Below are 16,961 nucleotides of genomic sequence, written 5' to 3' on the forward strand. Positions count from 1 at the left end.
CACCCGGCGGCCCGGGCAACGCCCCCGCGGTACCGTTTACGCCGCGTCGTGAAAGATCAGTCCCATCGCGTAGCGTTCTCCGGAACGAACGGTCGACAGACCGTGACGCACCGGTACGGCCGTCCAACCGCGCGTCGAGGCCACCGGGCGATCACGGGTGGTGAACACATAGCCATGCCCCTGAGGCAATTGTGTTGCGGTACCCCGGGATTGCGCCCGCGGACGCTGCTCGACGAGCAGAAACTCGCCGCCGGTGTAGTCAGCGTGGGGATCGCTCAGGTTGATCACCACCTGCAGCGGAAACACCAACTCCCCGTAGAGGTCCTGGTGCAGCGCATTCCAGTCGTTGGCGCCGTACTTCAACAGCAGGGCGGTGGATCTGGTCTGGCCGGCGGCGTGGCAGGCGGCCAACCACTCGTCCAGGCTGTCCGGCCAGGGGGTGGCCCGGCCCAGCTTGGCCCACCAGTCGCGGGCGATCGGCAGCAGCCTGGGGTAGAGCGCCTGCTTGAGCCGCTCGATCGGCTCGGGATAGGGCGCGTGGAAGTAGCGGTACTGGCCCGCGCCGTATCGTTTGGGCGCCATGTCGATGGTCGAGCGGAACAGGCTGTCGTCGGAGTAGAGCTTGCGCAGCCGCGCCGCCTCGATGGGCGTGACCAGTTGCGGCAACAGCGCGCCGCCGTACTCGTTGACCCGGGCGGTGATCTCGTCCCAATCGGCGGAGTCGACCCGCCGTTCCCACCGGGGCATGGGCAGACCTCACTTCCTGTCGTCGCTGTGTCCACGATAGGGTCCGCGGTGACCGCTGGCCGCGACGGCGCACAGCGAGTACCGTGTTCCTGGCGGACGAGTTGGCCGGGCGGCCGCGGCCCGGGTTGGCCCGTGAGGGCCTGCGCCGGGTCGAGGAAAGTCCGGACTTCACAGAGCAGGGTGATTGCTAACGGCAATCCGAGGTGACTCGCGGGAAAGTGCCACAGAAAACAAACCGCCGCCCTCGTGGTGGTAAGGGTGAAACGGTGCGGTAAGAGCGCACCAGCATCCCGGGTGACCGGAATGGCTCGGCAAACCCCACCCGAAGCAAGGCCAAGAAGACCGCATCAACAGTGCGGTCGCGCAGACGTTCGAGGGTTGCTCGCCCGAGTCTGCGGGTAGGCCGCTTGAGGCACCCGGTGACGGTGTGTCCAGATGGATGGTCGCCGCCGCGCCGCCGTTGCTCGAGCAGCGGCGGCGCGGAACAGAATCCGGCTTACAGGCCAACTCGTCCGCCACCGCCGGATGGCCCGCTTGCTCAGCGCCGGGCTTTGCGAACCGATCTGTCGAGCATGCGCAACGCGGAACCGAGCCGCCGGCGACAACTTTCGGCTAGCTCGGCCTCCCGCTGATAGAGCACACCGTAGGTGAAGGTGTCCTCGCCCGCGGAGTGCGCGGCTTGGGCCTGACGCAGCAGATGTTCCCGGCTGACCACGCTGTCTTGATGATCACCGAGCAACGTCTGGATGGCCTTGGCCTGCTGCGACACGTCGTCGGCGCCGGTGGCCGCCGCGGTGTAGCGCAATCGCTTGGCGCGCTTGCGGATCCGGTGCAGCGCCTCATCGGGGGTGGGTGCGCTCTCGTGATCGCCCTCGGTTGCGGCCTGGGCGGCCTTGCGGACGCGTTTGTAAGCCGCGTCGATGGTCACCGGTGCCGGGTTCTGGCCGACCGTGGCGACCGGATTTTCGGTCACCATCGCGTCGAGGGCGTCGAGCAGACGGAAATATCGCGTCGACCGCATGGCGATCAGCGACCGCCGCAACCCGGTTTGGTAACGACGCCGCGCGCCGTCGATGAGGCGTTCGCGAACGGGTCCACGCACCAGCTCGGGCGCCAGCCGGTCCAGCTCGCGCCGGTAGCGCTCGCCGAGCACCTCGGCGTCCCGCGCCACCCCCAACACGGCGGCGAGCTCACGCAGTTCATCGAGAACCCACGCGCGGTCGGACATCCCCAACGAATTCACGGGTTCGCGCAGCAGGCTGCGGATCTTGCGGGTGGTCACCCGCATCTGGTGCACGGCGTCGGGTACATCGGCACGCACGGCACGATCCCACACCAGCAGCTCCTCGACGTGCTGGGCCACGGCGCGATGCACCGGGTCGGTCGGTGGGGTGTCGGCTTTCGGCGACGTCGCGCCCAGCACCCGCGCCAGCTTGGAGCTGTGGCCGGCGGGCACGGCGCCGGCATCCTGCAGCCGGTTGCTCAGCCGGGTCAACAGGTCCCGGTCGGCGGTCCCATTCGCGGCGAGCAGCTCCAGTTCCCACTCGCGCCACCGTTGTTCGGCGAGGGCGGCGTCGGGGCGGTCGGACGCTCCGGCCGACCACGCGGTGACCTGGTCATCGCAGAACTCCGCAAGCGCGACACCTTCGGCGCTGTACAGGATCTGGCTCTCCCGTTGGGTGGTGATCCGTGCCACCGGGCCGAGCGGGCGGTCGCGAACGATCGCCAACACCACGTCCAGCAACTCGGCGGGCGCGGCGTCTGCGGTGGCGCCCCCGGGGGTGGCGATCGGCGCGCGGATCTCGGTGCGGGCGTCGGGTCCGGCCGGCAACTTCAGGTGCCAGCCGGCGTCCGGGCCGCCGGTGCGCCGCCGCAGGGTGATCCGATGGCCTGCCAGGTCCTGGGTTGGGGTGTCGAAGTACACCGCGTCCAGCCGTTGGGCCGGCGACCTTTCGACGCGCGCCACCGCCGCGATGCCCTCGAACGATGGAGACACCGTCGAGTCGACGACGTCGAACTTGCGCTCGACCTCCAGTTGGCGCGCCGGCTTTGGCGCTTGTGCAGGCATTTTCGCCTCCGGTAAGAGCGCGTCACCGCGGTCGTGGATCCTCGATATGCATGGCCAGGCCCCCATAGACTGCCACATCGGGGTTGCCGGCCGGCCGGGCGGCTTCGTGGCATGTTGAGTCGATGCGGTTCACCTCAACCGCCTATCGTGTGCGCGGGCGACGGCTTCGGGTATGGCTGTTCGAGTACTTGGCAAAGGAGCGGTCGATGTTGGTTTTCGAGCGTGCCCCGGCTGGCGTGGTCGCCGGCGGCTGACCGACTTCCGGGAGCGATGCCAGCTCTAGAAGCAGTGCTCCTGCGCCGGGAACATCCCGCCGGCCACCTCCTCGGCGTATTGCCTGGCCGCTCGGCGTAATTCGCCGCCGACGTCGGCATAGCGTTTGACGAAGCGGGCGGTCTTGCCGCCGCTCATCCCGGCCATGTCCTGCCAAACCAGAACCTGGCCGTCGCAATTGGGACCCGCCCCGATCCCGACGGTCGGAATGGTGAGCTTGCCGGTGATCAGGGTGGCCAACTCGGCGGGCACCATCTCCAGCACAACGGCAAACGCGCCGGCTTCGGCGACGGCGATCGCGTCGGCGACGGTCTGCTCGGCGGCGTCGCCGCGGCCCTGTACGCGGAAGCCGCCGAGGGTGTTGACGCTCTGTGGGGTGAATCCGACGTGGGCCATCACCGGTATGCCCGCGGCGGTCAGGCATGCGATCTGCCCGCTGACCCGCTCACCGCCCTCCAGCTTCACGGCGTGCGCGCCGCCCTCCTTCATGAAACGCGTGGCGGCGGCCAGCGCCGCGGGGGGGCCCGCCTCGTAGCTGCCGAACGGCAGGTCGGCGACGACCAACGCGTGTCGGGCGCCCCGCGCCACGCCCCGGACCAGCGGAATCAGCTCGTCGATGGAGACCGGCACCGTGGTGTCGTAGCCGTACACGACGTTGGCGGCCGAGTCGCCGACCAGCAGCACGGGGATGCCGGCCTCGTCGAAGACTCGTGCGGTCGAGTAGTCGTAGGCCGTGAGCATGGCCCACTTGTGCCCCTCGGCCTTCCATCTCTGCAGGTGGTGGATCCGGATCTTGGTCGAAGGCGCGGCGGCGTCGGAGGCGTTGGCCCCATAGATGTTCTGTTCAGACATTGCTGTCCCTAGTGGTGGTCGGGTCGATCCTCGTGGCCCCGCTGGGTCCCCGGGTTCGTCTGACCCTGACAGTCTGCCATCCGGTGCGTTCCGATGCAGCGCCGGCCCCCCCAATCGACATACCATCTGCGGATGCAGCGGCTCAGTGGACTCGATGCCAGCTTTCTGTACCTGGAAACCTCCTCCCAACCCATGCATGTTTGCTCGATCATGGAGCTGGACACCGCGACCATGCCGGGCGGCTACACGTTCGACAGGCTGCGCGAGGCGTTGTCGCTGCGGATCAGGGCCATGCCGCAGTTCCGCGAGAAGCTTGCCAACACCCCGCTGAACCTCGACCACCCGGTCTGGGTGGAAGACGAGAACTTCCACATCGATCGCCACGTGCATCGCATCGGGTTGCCCGCACCGGGCGGTCGGGCGGAAGTATCGGAAGTCTGCGGCCACATCGCGTCATTGCCGTTGGATCGCAGGCGGCCGCTGTGGGAGATGTGGGTCATCGAAGGCGTGGCCGGCACCGATTGCCACCGTCGGGGCCGACTGGGGGTGATGACCAAGGTGCACCATGCCGGCGTGGACGGCGTGACCGGCGCCAACCTGCTGTCGCAGCTGTGCACCACCGAAGCGGACGCGCCGCCGCCGGATCCGGTGCGCGGCGTCGGCGGCGGCAGTGGCTGGCAGATCGCCGCGGGCGGCCTGATCAGGTTCGCCACCCGGCCGCTTCAGCTGGTCAACATGGTGCCCGAGACCATGGCGTCGGTCGTCTCGACCGTGCTGCGGGCCCGGGAAGGCCTGACCATGGCGCGTCCGTTCGCGGCACCGCGGACGGTGTTCAACGCCAGCATCAGCTGCCGGCGCAACATCGCCTATGCCCAGCTGGACCTCGAGGACGTCAAGACGGTCAAGGACGGCTTCGGTGTCAAGGTCAACGACGTGGTGATGGCGCTGGTGGCCGGGGTGCTTCGGCAATACCTGGCGGAGCGAAACGCCTTGCCGGAATCCTCGCTGGTGGCCTCGGTGCCGGTCTCGGTGCGCGGCAGATCCGATCGGCCCGGCCGCAACCAAGTCACGGCCATGTTCGCCAGCCTGCATACCCACATCGCCGACCCGGCGGAGCGCCTGCGGGCCATCGCGGACGCGAATTCGATTGCCAAACAACACAGTTCGGCCATCGGCGCCACGCTATTGCAGGATTGGTCACAGTTCGCCGCGCCGGCGGTGTTCGGTGTCGCCATGCGGGTTTATGCCAGGACCCGGCTGACCGAGAGCTTGCCGGTGCACAACCTGGTGGTCTCCAATGTGCCGGGTCCACAGATACCGCTGTACATGCTGGGCTGTGAGGTCAAGGCGATGTATCCGCTGGGGCCGATCTTTCACGGCTCGGGTCTGAACATCACCGTGCTGTCGTTGAACGGCAAGCTGCACGTCGGGCTGATCTCCTGCCCGGATCTGCTTGCGGACCTGTGGGAGATGGCCGATGAATTCCCCGTCGGGATGGAAGAACTGCTCGCGGCCGCGAAATAGCGAAAGGCTACTCGTGGCGCCTGGCGACCGTCGTCTCGCGCGGTGACGACTTGGTCACGCGATCACAGAAGTCGGCCAGCACGGTGACCGTCGCCTGCGGCGCCTCGAACGGCCAGAAGTGACCGGTGTCGAACAGATGCACGTCGCTTCCCGGCGGCAGCATGGCCACCAGCTCCGGATCCTCGTAGAACTCACGCGGCTGCAGCGGGTCGTGGGCGCCCTGCAGCAGCAGCACCGGAGCCGTCCAGGATCGGACGAGTCGCGTCCGACGGTCCACCCACTCCTGCCGAAACGATGAGGAGTGGAAGTAGCGCGGCACCGCGGTGGCAATCCCGGGGTGGCTGAACTCCTCGATGGTGCGCAGCAGGTCGTGCCGGGCGACGGGTCGTTCGGTGAGCCATGCGTAGGCGGTGGCGACGAACCGCCGGGCGTCGCCCAGCATGGCGGGCGCCTCCGCGGCCTGCATCAGCTGCTCCTGCGGGTGCAGGCGGGGGTGCAGATGCCAAAGATGTTGCTGGCCACGGCCATACCCGCGGACCCGGTCACCCATCGCCGCGACCAGGTGGTCACCGACCGGGCTGCCGCGATCGTGGGTGACGAGCGTGAATTCGCCGATCCCCAGCTCGTCGAGCAGGGCGCCGAGCTGTTCGGCGACCCCGGCCTGGCGATAGTCGCCGCTGCGTTTGTCGGACTGACCATAACCTTTCAGATCGATCGCCACGCAGTGGTAGCGCTGGCCGAGGCCTTCCAGGGCGTAGTGCCACTGCCACCACGAGTCCGGCACCCCATGCAGGAACACCACGGTGTGGTTGGCGGGGGCGCCGGATTCCACGACATGCCATTGGACGGTTTCGCTGTCGCCCGGCGCGTCGACGAACCGATGGACGGCGGTGACCGAGCCGAGCCGCTCGGTATCACCGTCGTGATTGGGTTGGGCGGGTGCGGCGTCGCCGAGGGCGGCGATGAGTTGCTCGGCGGATCGCAGGGCCTGCGCCAGCCCCACCTCGAACTGTTCGATCGCCCGTCGCGGCGGTTCGGTGTAGGACAGGTCAACCGGCGTTGTCATGGGCACTCCTCCGTGGTCTAGTGAAGATATCATCACTCTCGACGATATCGTCAGTCAATAAGTTCTGAAGAAACGTTCATAATTGAGGTATCCTCGATCAGGTTCGTCGCAGACCGAGGAGGCCGCCCGTGGACGACCGGGACCAGCCGCTCAACCGGCTCGAACGGCGCAAGCAGCGCACCCGCGCCGCCCTGATCAAGGCCGCGCAGAGCTTCATCGTGGCCGGCAAGTTCAACGCACCGGTGCAAGACATCAGCCAAGCCGCCGATGTCGGTGTCGGCTCCTTCTACAACCACTTCGACAGCAAGGAACAGCTCTTCGAGGCGGCCATCAACGAAGCCCTGGACGCCCACGGCGCGCTGCTGGACGCGCTGACGGAGCCGCTCGACGATCCGGCGGAAGCGTTCGCCCTCAGCTTCCGGCTGACCGGGCGGATGCTCCGCCGGCCTGACAGCCTTGTCGTGCTCCGTCACGGGCTGGGCATGATCACCGCCGACCGCGGGTTGGCGCCGCGCGCCCAACGCGACATCGCCGCGGCAGCCGCGGCCGGCAGATTCCAGGTGGCGGACCCGGAACTGGCGATGGCGGTCGCCGGGGGCGCGCTGCTAGGCCTCGGCCAGCTGCTGCACCAACAACCGGAACGGGACGAGGCGCAAACCACCGACCGAGTCGCCGAGGACTTGTTGACGATGTTCGGGTTGCCCGCCGAAGAGGCCCGCCAGCTGTGCCGCAAGCCGCTGCCCGATCCCGCCGACGGCCGCTGACCAGGATCTGCGGTCTGCTCTGGCACCATAGGGTGCCATGTGCCTGTGTTGCCGCGGCCAACTCGCGCGCACGCTGCTGCTCGGGACCGCGCTGTTCGCCGTGGCCCTGGTGGTTGCGGGCTGCGTCCGGGTGGTCGGCGGGCGTGCCCGGATGGCCGAGCCGGGGCTGGGCCAGCCGGTGGAGTGGACCTTGTGCCGTTCCTCTAAGCCGGGGGTGAAGATCCCCGGCAACGCGCTGTGTGGCAAGCTCGCCGTGCCCGTCGACTACGACCATCCCGACGGCGACGTGGTGACGCTGGCGATGATTCGCTTCCCGGCGACCGGGGACAAGATCGGTTCGCTGGTGATCAACCCCGGTGGCCCCGGCGAATCCGGCATCGAGGCCGCGTTGGGCCTGTTCCAGACGTTGCCGAAGCGCGTCCACGAACGGTTCGACCTGGTTGGCTTCGACCCGCGTGGCGTGGCGTCCTCGCGGCCGGCGATCTGGTGCAACTCCGATGCGGACAACGACCGGCTGCGGGCCGAGCCGCAGGTGGACTACAGCCAGGCGGGCGTGGCGCGCATGGAGAACGAGACCAAGCAGTTCGTCGGTCGCTGCGTTGACAAGATGGGCACGACGTTCCTGGCCAATGTCGGCACGGTCAACGTCGCCAAGGATCTCGACGCCATCCGCGCGGCCCTGGGCGACGACAAACTGAGCTACCTAGGCTACTCGTACGGCACCCGGATCGGCTCCGCCTACGCCGAGGCCTACCCGCAGCGGGTGCGGGCGATGATCCTCGACGGTGCCGTCGACCCCAACGCCGATCCCGTCGAGGCCGACTTGCGACAGGCCAAGGGCTTCCAGGACGCGTTCGACGACTATGCCGCCGACTGCGCCAAGGAAGCCAACTGCCCGTTGGGCACGGACCCGGCCAAAGCCGTCGAGGTCTACCACAGCCTGGTCGATCCGTTGGTCGACCCCAACGACCTCGCGGTGAGCCGACCGGCGAAAACCAACGACCCGCGCGGGCTGAGCTACAGCGACGCCATCGTGGGCACCATCATGGCGCTGTACTCGCCGAACCTGTGGGATCACCTCACCGACGGGCTCTCGGAGCTGGCCGACCATCGCGGAGACACCATGCTGACCCTGGCCGACATGTACATGCGTCGCGACTCGCACGGCCACTACAACAATTCCACCGACGCCCGGGTGGCGATCAATTGTGTTGACCAGCCGCCGGTTACCGACCGTGCCAAAGTCGTTGACGAAGACCGCCGCTCACGCGAAATCGCCCCGTTCATGAGCTACGGGAAGTTCACCGGCTACGCGCCGCTGGGCACCTGCGCGTTCTGGCCGGTACCGCCGACCAGCAGGCCGCATGTGGTCTCGGCGCCCGGGCTGGTGTCGACCGTGGTGGTTTCCACCACCCACGATCCGGCGACGCCGTACCAGGCCGGGGTCGACCTGGCCAACCAGCTGCACGCCGCGTTGCTGACCTTCAATGGAACCCAGCACACCGTGGTGTTTCAGGGCGAATCCTGCGTCGACGACTACGCGACGGCGTATTTGATCACCGGCACGACGCCGCCGCCCGGCGCGACGTGCTGACCCGGCGAACCCTCGCCGAGCGTGACGGCAGGGCGAAATTTCGGCGGGTTTAGCGCCCGGACAACACGTTTGGTGAGAGCATGCGGTCGCCCTGGGCGGCCTGTTAGCACCCGACCGAGGATCCGAGGTCCGCGGCAGTGACCGTCGGACCGCTGATTCTTGGGGACCTTTGGCCCTAGGTACGTGCGGCGCCGACTGGAAATACTAGGGCGCTCGTCGGATCCCCTAGGAGTTCACCCATGACCGCTGAAGCGCCGTCCGTCACAGACCTACAGGCCCGGCGGCCCTTTCCGGCCCGGGTCGGCCCGAAGGGCAATCTCATTTACCAGATCATCAGCACGACCGACCACAAGATGATCGGCATGATGTACATGGTCGCCTGCTACGTTTTCTTCTTCATCGGCGGGCTGATGGCGTTGTTCATCCGCGCCGAACTCGCGGCGCCGGGATTGCAATTCCTGTCCAACGAGCAGTACAACCAGATGTTCACCATGCATGGCACCGCCATGCTGCTGTTTTACGCCACCCCAGTCGTTTTCGGGTTCGCCAACCTGGTGCTGCCGCTACAGATCGGCGCGCCGGATGTGGCGTTCCCGCGCCTGAACGCGCTGTCGTTTTGGCTGTTCGTCTTCGGTGCGTTGATCGCCTTGAGCGGCTTCATCATGCCGGGCGGGGCGGCAGACTTCGGGTGGACCGCCTACACCCCGTTATCGAACGCGGCCCACACTCCCGGCGCGGGAGGAGACCTGTGGATTCTGGGCCTCGGTGTCGGTGGTCTGGGCACCATCCTGGGGGCGGTGAACATGCTCACCACCGTGGTGTGCCTGCGGGCCCCAGGGATGACCATGTTCCGCATGCCGATCTTCACGTGGAACATCATGGTCACCAGTGTGCTTGTGCTGCTGATCTTTCCGCTGCTGACTGCGGCCCTGTTCGGCTTGGCCGCCGACCGCCACCTCGGGGCACATGTCTATGACCCTGCTAATGGCGGGGCGATCCTGTTCCAACATCTGTTCTGGTTCTTCGGACACCCCGAGGTGTACGTCATCGCCCTGCCGTTCTTTGGCATCGTGTCCGAAATCTTCCCGGTGTTTTCCCGTAAGCCCATCTTCGGCTACACCACGCTGGTGTATGCGACGCTGTCGATCGCCGCGCTGTCGGTGGCGGTGTGGGCCCACCACATGTACGCCACCGGTGCCGTGCTGTTGCCGTTCTTCTCGTTCATGACGTTTTTGATCGCGGTGCCGACCGGGCTGAAATTCTTCAACTGGATCGGCACGATGTGGCGGGGCCAGTTAACGTTCGAGTCGCCGATGCTGTTCTCGATCGGTTTCCTCGTCACCTTCCTACTCGGCGGCCTGTCGGGCGTACTGCTGGCCAGCCCGCCGCTGGACTTTCACATCAGCGATACCTATTTCGTCGTGGCGCACTTCCATTACACGCTGTTCGGCACCATCGTGTTCGCCACCTACGCGGGGGTCTACTTCTGGTTTCCGAAGATGACCGGACGCCTGCTCGACGAGCGGCTGGCCAAGCTGCATTTCTGGCTGACCCTCGTCGGCTTCCACACCACGTTTCTTGTCCAGCATTGGCTGGGTGATTCGGGAATGCCGCGTCGCTACGCGGACTACCTGCCCACCGATGGCTACCAAACGCTGAATGTCATCTCCACGGTGGGGGCATTCATCCTGGGCGTCTCGGTGCTGCCCTTCGTGTGGAACGTGTTCAAGAGCTGGCGCTTCGGCGAACCCGTGCTGGTCGACGATCCCTGGGGCCACGGCAACTCGCTGGAATGGGCCACGAGCTGCCCGCCGCCACGGCACAACTTCACCGAACTGCCCCGCATCCGTTCCGAGCGGCCGGCGTTCGAACTGCACTATCCGCACATGGTGCCGCGGATGCGCGCCGAAGCCCACGTTGGCCGCCATTAGTGGGGGTACGAGATCAAGGCGTGACCATTTCGCAGCGTCACAGGTATTCGTGGGTGCGACGATTGACGGCCATGTGGCGCCTGAGACCGATGAGCTTGGCGCTGCTGTCGTTCGGACTGCTGCTCGGCGGGTCACCGCCGGCGGTGCCGTTGGCCGGCGCGACGCCGGAACCCGACACCGGTCAGACCCAGGGCCAGGGGGTGCCGCTCGCGGCACCCCAACAGAACTGGGGATCGTGCCGAGGGGTGATCGGCGACACCACCGACATCCCCAGCGCGCAATGCACGACGGTGCCCGTGCCCGTCGACTACGCCAAACCCACTGGGACACAAGCCAAGCTGGCGGTGATCCGCATTCCGGCGACCGGCCGGCGGATCGGATCGCTGTTGGTCAACCCGGGGGGGCCGGGGGCGTCCGCGGTGGACATGGTCGCCGGACTGGCACCCGAACTGAAGGACACCGAGATCGCCCGGCACTTCGACCTGGTGGGTTTTGACCCTAAAGGAGTGGGCCACTCCACCCCCGCACTGCGCTGCCGCACCGACGCCGAGTTCGACGCCTTCCGGCAGGACCCGATGGTCGATTACAGCCCGCCCGGTGTGGCCCACATCGAGCAGGTCTACCGCGAGCTGGCCCAACACTGTGTCGAGCGGATGGGCCAGGAATTCCTGGCAAACGTCGGCACCGCGTCGGCCGCGGGCGATATGGACATGGTCCGCAAGGCGCTGGGCGACGAGCAGATCAGCTACCTCGGGTACAGCTACGGCACCGAGCTGGGCACCGCCTACCTGGAGCGGTTCGGCACCCATGTGCGGGCGATGGTGCTGGACGGGGCGATCGACCCGACCATCGGCCCGATCGAGGAAACCATCAACCAAATGGCCGGATTCCAGACCGCTTTCAACGACTACGCGGCCGATTGCGCTCGCTCGGCCGCCTGCCCGCTGGGCACCGACCCGGCCCAGTGGGTCAACCGCTACCACGCGCTGGTCGATCCGCTGGTCGCCAAGCCGGGCACGACCTCGGACCCGCGTGGCCTGAGCTACGCCGACGCGATCACGGGCACCATCAACGCGCTCTACACCCCGCAACACTGGAAGTACTTGACCAGCGGCCTGCTCGGGTTGCAGCGCGGCACCGACGCCGGCGACCTGCTGTTGCTGGCCGACGACTACGAAGGCCGCCACCGCGACGGGCACTACGACAACGACCAGGACGCGTTCCACGCGATCCGCTGCGTCGACACGCCGACGCCGACGGATCCGGCGCCCTGGGTGGCCGCCGATCGCAAGATCCGCGAGGTCGCTGCGTTCCTGAGCTACGGGCAGTTCACCGGCAACGCCCCTCGCGATCTGTGCGCGCTCTGGCCGGTGCCGGCAACCTCGACCCCGCACCCCGCCCCGCCGGCCCCACCGGGCAAGGTCGTCGTCGTCTCCACCACCCACGACCCGGCCACGCCTTATCAGGCCGGGGTGGACCTGGCCCGTCAACTGGGCGCCCCGCTGATCACCTTCGACGGAACCCAGCACACCGCGGTGTTCGCCGGCAACGACTGCGTGGACACCGCGGCGCTGCGGTACTTCCTGGATCTGACCGCGCCACCGGCGAACCTGCGGTGTTGACACCGCTCGCCGCGAGCCTGGCGAACGCCGCTGACGGCCAAATCGTCAGCTCGGGCACCCGTTGGCGGCGGGTCACGCAACGTGTCTGGCCGGGCACCGGTAACACGGAATTAACAGAACGTGCATAGTGTTCGAGGTATGGATCGACAGAAGGAATTCGTTCTCCGCACCCTGGAAGAACGTGACATCCGCTTCGTCCGGCTCTGGTTCACAGACGTGCTCGGTTTCCTCAAGTCGGTCGCGATCGCCCCAGCCGAGCTCGAAGGCGCCTTCGAGGAAGGCATCGGCTTCGACGGATCCTCGATCGAGGGTTTCGCGCGGGTCTCGGAATCCGACACCGTGGCCCACCCCGACCCGTCGACCTTTCAGGTGCTGCCCTGGACCACCAGCTCCGGCCACCACCACTCGGCACGGATTTTCTGCGACATCACCATGCCGGACGGTTCGCCGTCGTGGGCCGACCCCCGGCACGTGCTGCGCCGGCAGCTGACCAAGGCCAACGAGCTTGGCTTCTCCTGCTACGTGCATCCCGAAATCGAGTTCTTTCTGCTCAAGCCCGGCCCGGAGGACGGCTCGGTGCCGGTGCCGGTCGACACCGCGGGCTACTTCGACCAAGCGGTGCACGATTCCGCCCTGAACTTTCGCCGGCACGCGATCGAGGCGCTGGAATTCATGGGCATCTCGGTGGAGTTCAGCCACCATGAGGGCGCGCCCGGCCAGCAGGAGATCGACCTGCGCTTCGCCGACGCGCTGTCGATGGCCGACAACGTGATGACCTTCCGTTACGTCATCAAGGAAGTCGCGCTGGAGGAGGGCGCGCGGGCCTCGTTCATGCCCAAGCCGTTCGGGCAGCACCCCGGCTCGGCGATGCACACCCACATGAGCCTGTTCGAGGGCGACGTGAACGCCTTCCACAGCGACGACGACCCGCTGCAGCTCTCGGATGTGGGCAAGTCGTTCATCGCCGGCATCCTCGAGCACGCCTCGGAGATCAGCGCCGTGACCAATCAGTGGGTCAACTCCTACAAGCGGCTGGTGCACGGTGGTGAGGCGCCCACGGCCGCCTCGTGGGGGGCGGCCAACCGGTCGGCGCTGGTGCGGGTTCCGATGTACACGCCGCACAAGACCTCGTCACGGCGGATCGAGGTTCGCAGCCCCGACTCGGCGTGCAACCCCTACCTGACGTTCGCGGTGCTGCTGGCCGCCGGACTGCGCGGCGTGGAGAAGGGCTATGTGCTGGGCCCGCAGGCCGAGGACAACGTGTGGGATCTGACACCCGAGGAGCGTCGCGCGATGGGCTACCGCGAGTTGCCGTCCAGTCTGGACAGCGCGCTGCAAGCGATGGAGGCATCCGAGCTGGTCGCAGAGACCTTGGGGGAGCACGTTTTTGACTTCTTCCTGCGCAACAAGCGCACCGAATGGGCCACCTACCGCAGCCATGTCACGCCGTACGAACTGAAGACGTACCTGTCGCTGTAACCCACATCGGGGCGGCAGCGTCGTGCGCTACCGTCGTGGTCGTGACCAAGCCTGCGACGCAGCGACCGCGGCTGCCCAGTGTTGGCCGGCTCGGATTGGTCGACCCCCGCGCGGGCGCCCGCCTGGCGCAGCTGCGGTGGGATCGCGACGACCGAGCACACATCGATCTGCTGTGGGCGCTGTCGCGCGCACCGGATGCCGACGTGGCGCTTCGAGCGCTCGTCCGGTTGTCCGAGAGCCCGGACAGTGACTGGGACGAGCTGAACGACGCGCTGCTGGCCGACCGCAGCCTGCGCGGGCGGTTGTTCGCCGTGCTGGGTGCGTCGCTGGCATTGGGCGATCACCTGATCGCCCACCCGCGGGCTTGGAAGCTGTTGCGGGGCAAGATCGGACTGCCGTCGGCCGACCGGATGCGCCAAGCGTTTCACGACTGCGTCGAGGAGGCCTCGGGTGCGCCGGGCTTGGTTGGGCACCGCTTGCGCGCCCTGTACCGCCACCACCTGCTGGTGCTGGCCGCACTGGATCTGGCGGCGACGGTCGAGGACGAACCGGTGCTGCCGTTCACCGTGGTGGCCGCCCACCTGGCCGACATCGCGGACGCCGCGCTGGCGGCGGCGTTGCGGTTGGCCGAGCTGAAGGTGTGCGGCGACCGCACGCCGCCGCGGCTGGCGGTGATCGCGATGGGCAAATGCGGTGCCCGCGAACTGAACTACGTCAGCGACGTCGACGTCATCTTCGTCGCCGAGCGCGCCGACCCGGTCAGCACACGGGTGGCCGGCGAGATGATGCGGCTGGCGTCGGCGACGTTTTTTGCTGTGGATGCCGGGCTGCGCCCGGAGGGCCGCAGCGGGGAGCTGGTCCGCACCGTCGAATCGCACACCGCCTACTATCGGCGTTGGGCCAAGACCTGGGAGTTCCAGGCGTTGCTGAAGGCCCGCCCGGCGGCCGGTGACGCCGAACTCGGCGAGCGCTACCGGCACGCGTTGATGCCGATGGTGTGGACGGCGTGTGAGCGGGACGACTTCGTGGCCGAGGTGCAGGCCATGCGGCGCCGGGTGGAGCAGCTGGTGCCCGCCGAAATCCGGGGCCGCGAGCTCAAACTCGGCAGTGGCGGATTGCGGGACGTGGAGTTCACCGCGCAGCTGCTGCAGCTGGTGCACGGTCGCAGCGACGAGTCGCTGCACGTCGCCTCCACGGTGGATGCGTTGTCGGCGTTGGGTGCCGGCGGCTACATCGGCCGCGAGGACGCGGCGAACATGATCGCCTCCTACGAATTCCTGCGGTTGCTCGAGCATCGACTGCAGCTGCAGCGACTCAAGCGCACCCATCTGCTGCCCGAAGCCGACGACGAAGAGGCGATGCGCTGGCTGGCGCGGGCGGCGCACATCCGCCCCGACGGCCGGCACGACGCGGCGGGGGTGCTGCGCGAGGAGCTCAAGCACCACAACGTGCGGGTGTCTCGGCTGCACGCCAAGCTGTTCTATCGGCCGCTGCTGGAGTCGATCGGGCCGGCCGGCCTGGAAATCGCCGGCCGCGGCATGACCTCGGAGGCCGCCGAGCGGCAGCTGGCGGCGCTGGGCTACGAGGGCCCGCAGACCGCGTTGAAGCACATGTCGGCCCTGGTCAATCAGAGCGGCCGGCGCGGTCGGGTGCAGTCGGTGCTGCTGCCCAGGCTGCTGGACTGGCTGTCGTATGCCCCGGACCCAGACGGCGGGCTGCTGGCCTATCGGCGGCTCAGTGAGGCGCTGGCCACCCAGAGTTGGTACCTGGCGACGTTGCGCGACAAGCCCACGGTGGGCAAGCGGCTCATGCACATTCTGGGCACGTCGACCTACGTGCCGGATCTTCTGATGCGAGCCCCCGAGGTGATCCAAAGCTACGGCGACGGTCCGTCCGGACCCAAGCTGCTCGAGACCGAGCCCGCCGCGGTTGCTCGCGCGCTGATCGCCTCGGCGGGCCGTCATCCCGACCCGACACGGGCGATCGCGGCCGCGCGCTCCCTGCGGCGTCGCGAGCTGGCCCGGATCGGTTCGGCGGATCTGCTCGGCATGCTTGACGTCATCGACGTGTGCCGCGCGCTCACCTCGGTGTGGGTGGCCGTGCTGCAGGCCGCGCTGGACGCGGTGATCCGGGCCAACCTGACCGAGGACGGCCGCGCCCCGGCGACCATCGCGGTGATCGGCATGGGACGGCTGGGCGGGGCCGAACTGGGCTACGGGTCGGATGCCGACGTCATGTATGTCTGTGAGCCGGCCAACGGTTTCACCGACGCGCAGGCGGTGAAGTGGTCGACGTCGATCGCCGAGCAGGTCCGTGCCGGGCTGGGGACGCCCAGCGTGGACCCGCCGCTTGAGGTCGACGCCAACCTGCGTCCGGAGGGCCGCAACGGTCCGCTGGTGCGCACGCTGGCCTCCTACGAGGCCTACTACACCCAGTGGGCGCGGCCCTGGGAGATCCAGGCGCTGCTGCGCGCGCACGCGATCGCCGGGGACGCGGAGTTGGGCCAACGCTTCCTGCTGATGGCCGACAAGACGCGCTATCCGCCTGACGGCGTGTCAGCCGAGGCGGTCCGCGAGATCCGCCGGATCAAGGCCCGCGTCGAGTCGGAGCGGTTGCCGCGCGGCGCCGACCCGAACACGCACACCAAGCTGGGGCGCGGGGGACTGGCCGATATCGAATGGACCGTGCAGTTGCTGCAGCTGCGGCACGCCCACCAGGTCCCGGCCCTGCACAACACCTCCACGCTGGAGTCCCTGGATGTGATCGCCACGGCTGGCCTGGTCCCCGCCGAGGAGGTGGCGCTGTTGCGGCAGGCCTGGCTGACCGCCACCCGGGCCCGCAACGCCCTGGTGCTGGTTCGCGGCAAGCCCACCGATCAGCTGCCGGGACCGGGACGCCAGCTCAATGCGGTCGCGGTCGCCGCGGGCTGGCGCAACGACGACGGCGGGGAGTTCCTGGACAACTATCTGCGGGTGACGCGGCGCGCAAAAGCGGTCGTGCGCAAGGTGTTCGGAAGCTGAGCCGGGGAGGCTGGTCGGAGT

General features: G+C 67.9%; 12 protein-coding genes and 1 other RNA gene. 9 read left to right on the forward strand and 4 right to left on the reverse strand.

Features of this window, described 5'->3' with window-relative positions:
- Positions 1-36: 36 nt before the first annotated feature.
- On the reverse strand, positions 37-747 hold the full coding sequence (locus G6N20_RS05160) for a 2OG-Fe(II) oxygenase (RefSeq protein WP_083046555.1): 711 nt from the start codon (positions 745-747) through the stop codon (positions 37-39).
- A gap of 97 nt (positions 748-844) precedes the next feature.
- On the opposite strand from G6N20_RS05160, the gene rnpB reads away from it, so the two are divergent.
- Positions 845-1,262, forward strand: an RNA gene (gene rnpB, locus G6N20_RS05165) — RNase P RNA component class A.
- Between the two features lie 23 nt (positions 1,263-1,285).
- Here the strand turns inward: rnpB and G6N20_RS05170 are convergent.
- A complete protein-coding gene (locus G6N20_RS05170; protein ID WP_083046556.1) occupies positions 1,286-2,815 on the reverse strand; it encodes a CYTH and CHAD domain-containing protein in 1,530 nt (509 codons plus the stop codon).
- 122 nt (positions 2,816-2,937) lie between these two features.
- Between G6N20_RS05170 and G6N20_RS21725 the strand changes: the two genes are divergently transcribed.
- Positions 2,938-3,069, forward strand: coding sequence for a hypothetical protein (locus tag G6N20_RS21725; RefSeq protein ID WP_263992171.1), 132 nt, complete (start codon positions 2,938-2,940; stop codon positions 3,067-3,069).
- Between the two features lie 25 nt (positions 3,070-3,094).
- On the opposite strand, the gene panB is transcribed toward G6N20_RS21725, so the two are convergent.
- Positions 3,095-3,940, reverse strand: a complete 846-nt coding sequence (panB, locus tag G6N20_RS05175) for a 3-methyl-2-oxobutanoate hydroxymethyltransferase (protein WP_083046557.1) — start codon at positions 3,938-3,940, stop codon at positions 3,095-3,097.
- 192 nt (positions 3,941-4,132) lie between these two features.
- On the opposite strand from panB, the gene G6N20_RS05180 reads away from it, so the two are divergent.
- Entirely contained in the window at positions 4,133-5,464 is a 1,332-nt protein-coding gene (locus G6N20_RS05180; RefSeq protein ID WP_372516266.1) for a WS/DGAT/MGAT family O-acyltransferase, read from the forward strand.
- A 7-nt stretch (positions 5,465-5,471) separates the two neighbouring features.
- On the opposite strand, the gene G6N20_RS05185 is transcribed toward G6N20_RS05180, so the two are convergent.
- A complete protein-coding gene (locus tag G6N20_RS05185) occupies positions 5,472-6,530 on the reverse strand; it encodes an alpha/beta fold hydrolase (RefSeq protein WP_158084745.1) in 1,059 nt (352 codons plus the stop codon).
- A 128-nt stretch (positions 6,531-6,658) separates the two neighbouring features.
- Here G6N20_RS05185 and G6N20_RS05190 point away from each other — a divergent pair, with 128 nt between their 5' ends.
- The 6 genes from G6N20_RS05190 (at position 6,659) to G6N20_RS05215 (ending at position 16,940) form a co-directional block, all read left to right on the forward strand.
- Positions 6,659-7,294 carry a TetR/AcrR family transcriptional regulator gene (locus tag G6N20_RS05190; RefSeq protein ID WP_083046560.1) on the forward strand — a complete coding sequence of 212 codons (636 nt, stop codon included), beginning with the start codon at positions 6,659-6,661 and terminating at the stop codon, positions 7,292-7,294.
- A gap of 37 nt (positions 7,295-7,331) precedes the next feature.
- Positions 7,332-8,888 carry an alpha/beta hydrolase gene (locus G6N20_RS05195; RefSeq protein WP_083046561.1) on the forward strand — a complete coding sequence of 519 codons (1,557 nt, stop codon included), beginning with the start codon at positions 7,332-7,334 and terminating at the stop codon, positions 8,886-8,888.
- A gap of 239 nt (positions 8,889-9,127) precedes the next feature.
- Positions 9,128-10,819 carry an aa3-type cytochrome oxidase subunit I gene (gene ctaD, locus G6N20_RS05200; RefSeq protein ID WP_083046562.1) on the forward strand — a complete coding sequence of 564 codons (1,692 nt, stop codon included), beginning with the start codon at positions 9,128-9,130 and terminating at the stop codon, positions 10,817-10,819.
- Between the two features lie 62 nt (positions 10,820-10,881).
- Positions 10,882-12,441, forward strand: a complete 1,560-nt coding sequence (locus G6N20_RS05205; RefSeq protein ID WP_142271885.1) for an alpha/beta hydrolase — start codon at positions 10,882-10,884, stop codon at positions 12,439-12,441.
- A 138-nt stretch (positions 12,442-12,579) separates the two neighbouring features.
- Positions 12,580-13,920 (forward strand): glutamine synthetase family protein, encoded by a 1,341-nt coding sequence (locus G6N20_RS05210; protein WP_083046564.1) that lies wholly within the window; start codon positions 12,580-12,582, stop codon positions 13,918-13,920.
- Between the two features lie 35 nt (positions 13,921-13,955).
- A complete protein-coding gene (locus G6N20_RS05215) occupies positions 13,956-16,940 on the forward strand; it encodes a bifunctional [glutamine synthetase] adenylyltransferase/[glutamine synthetase]-adenylyl-L-tyrosine phosphorylase (protein WP_083046565.1) in 2,985 nt (994 codons plus the stop codon).
- Positions 16,941-16,961: the final 21 nt, after the last annotated feature.

The sequence above is a fragment of the Mycobacterium shinjukuense genome (genome assembly GCF_010730055.1).
In the GTDB taxonomy this organism is placed as follows: Bacteria; Actinomycetota; Actinomycetes; order Mycobacteriales; family Mycobacteriaceae; genus Mycobacterium; species Mycobacterium shinjukuense.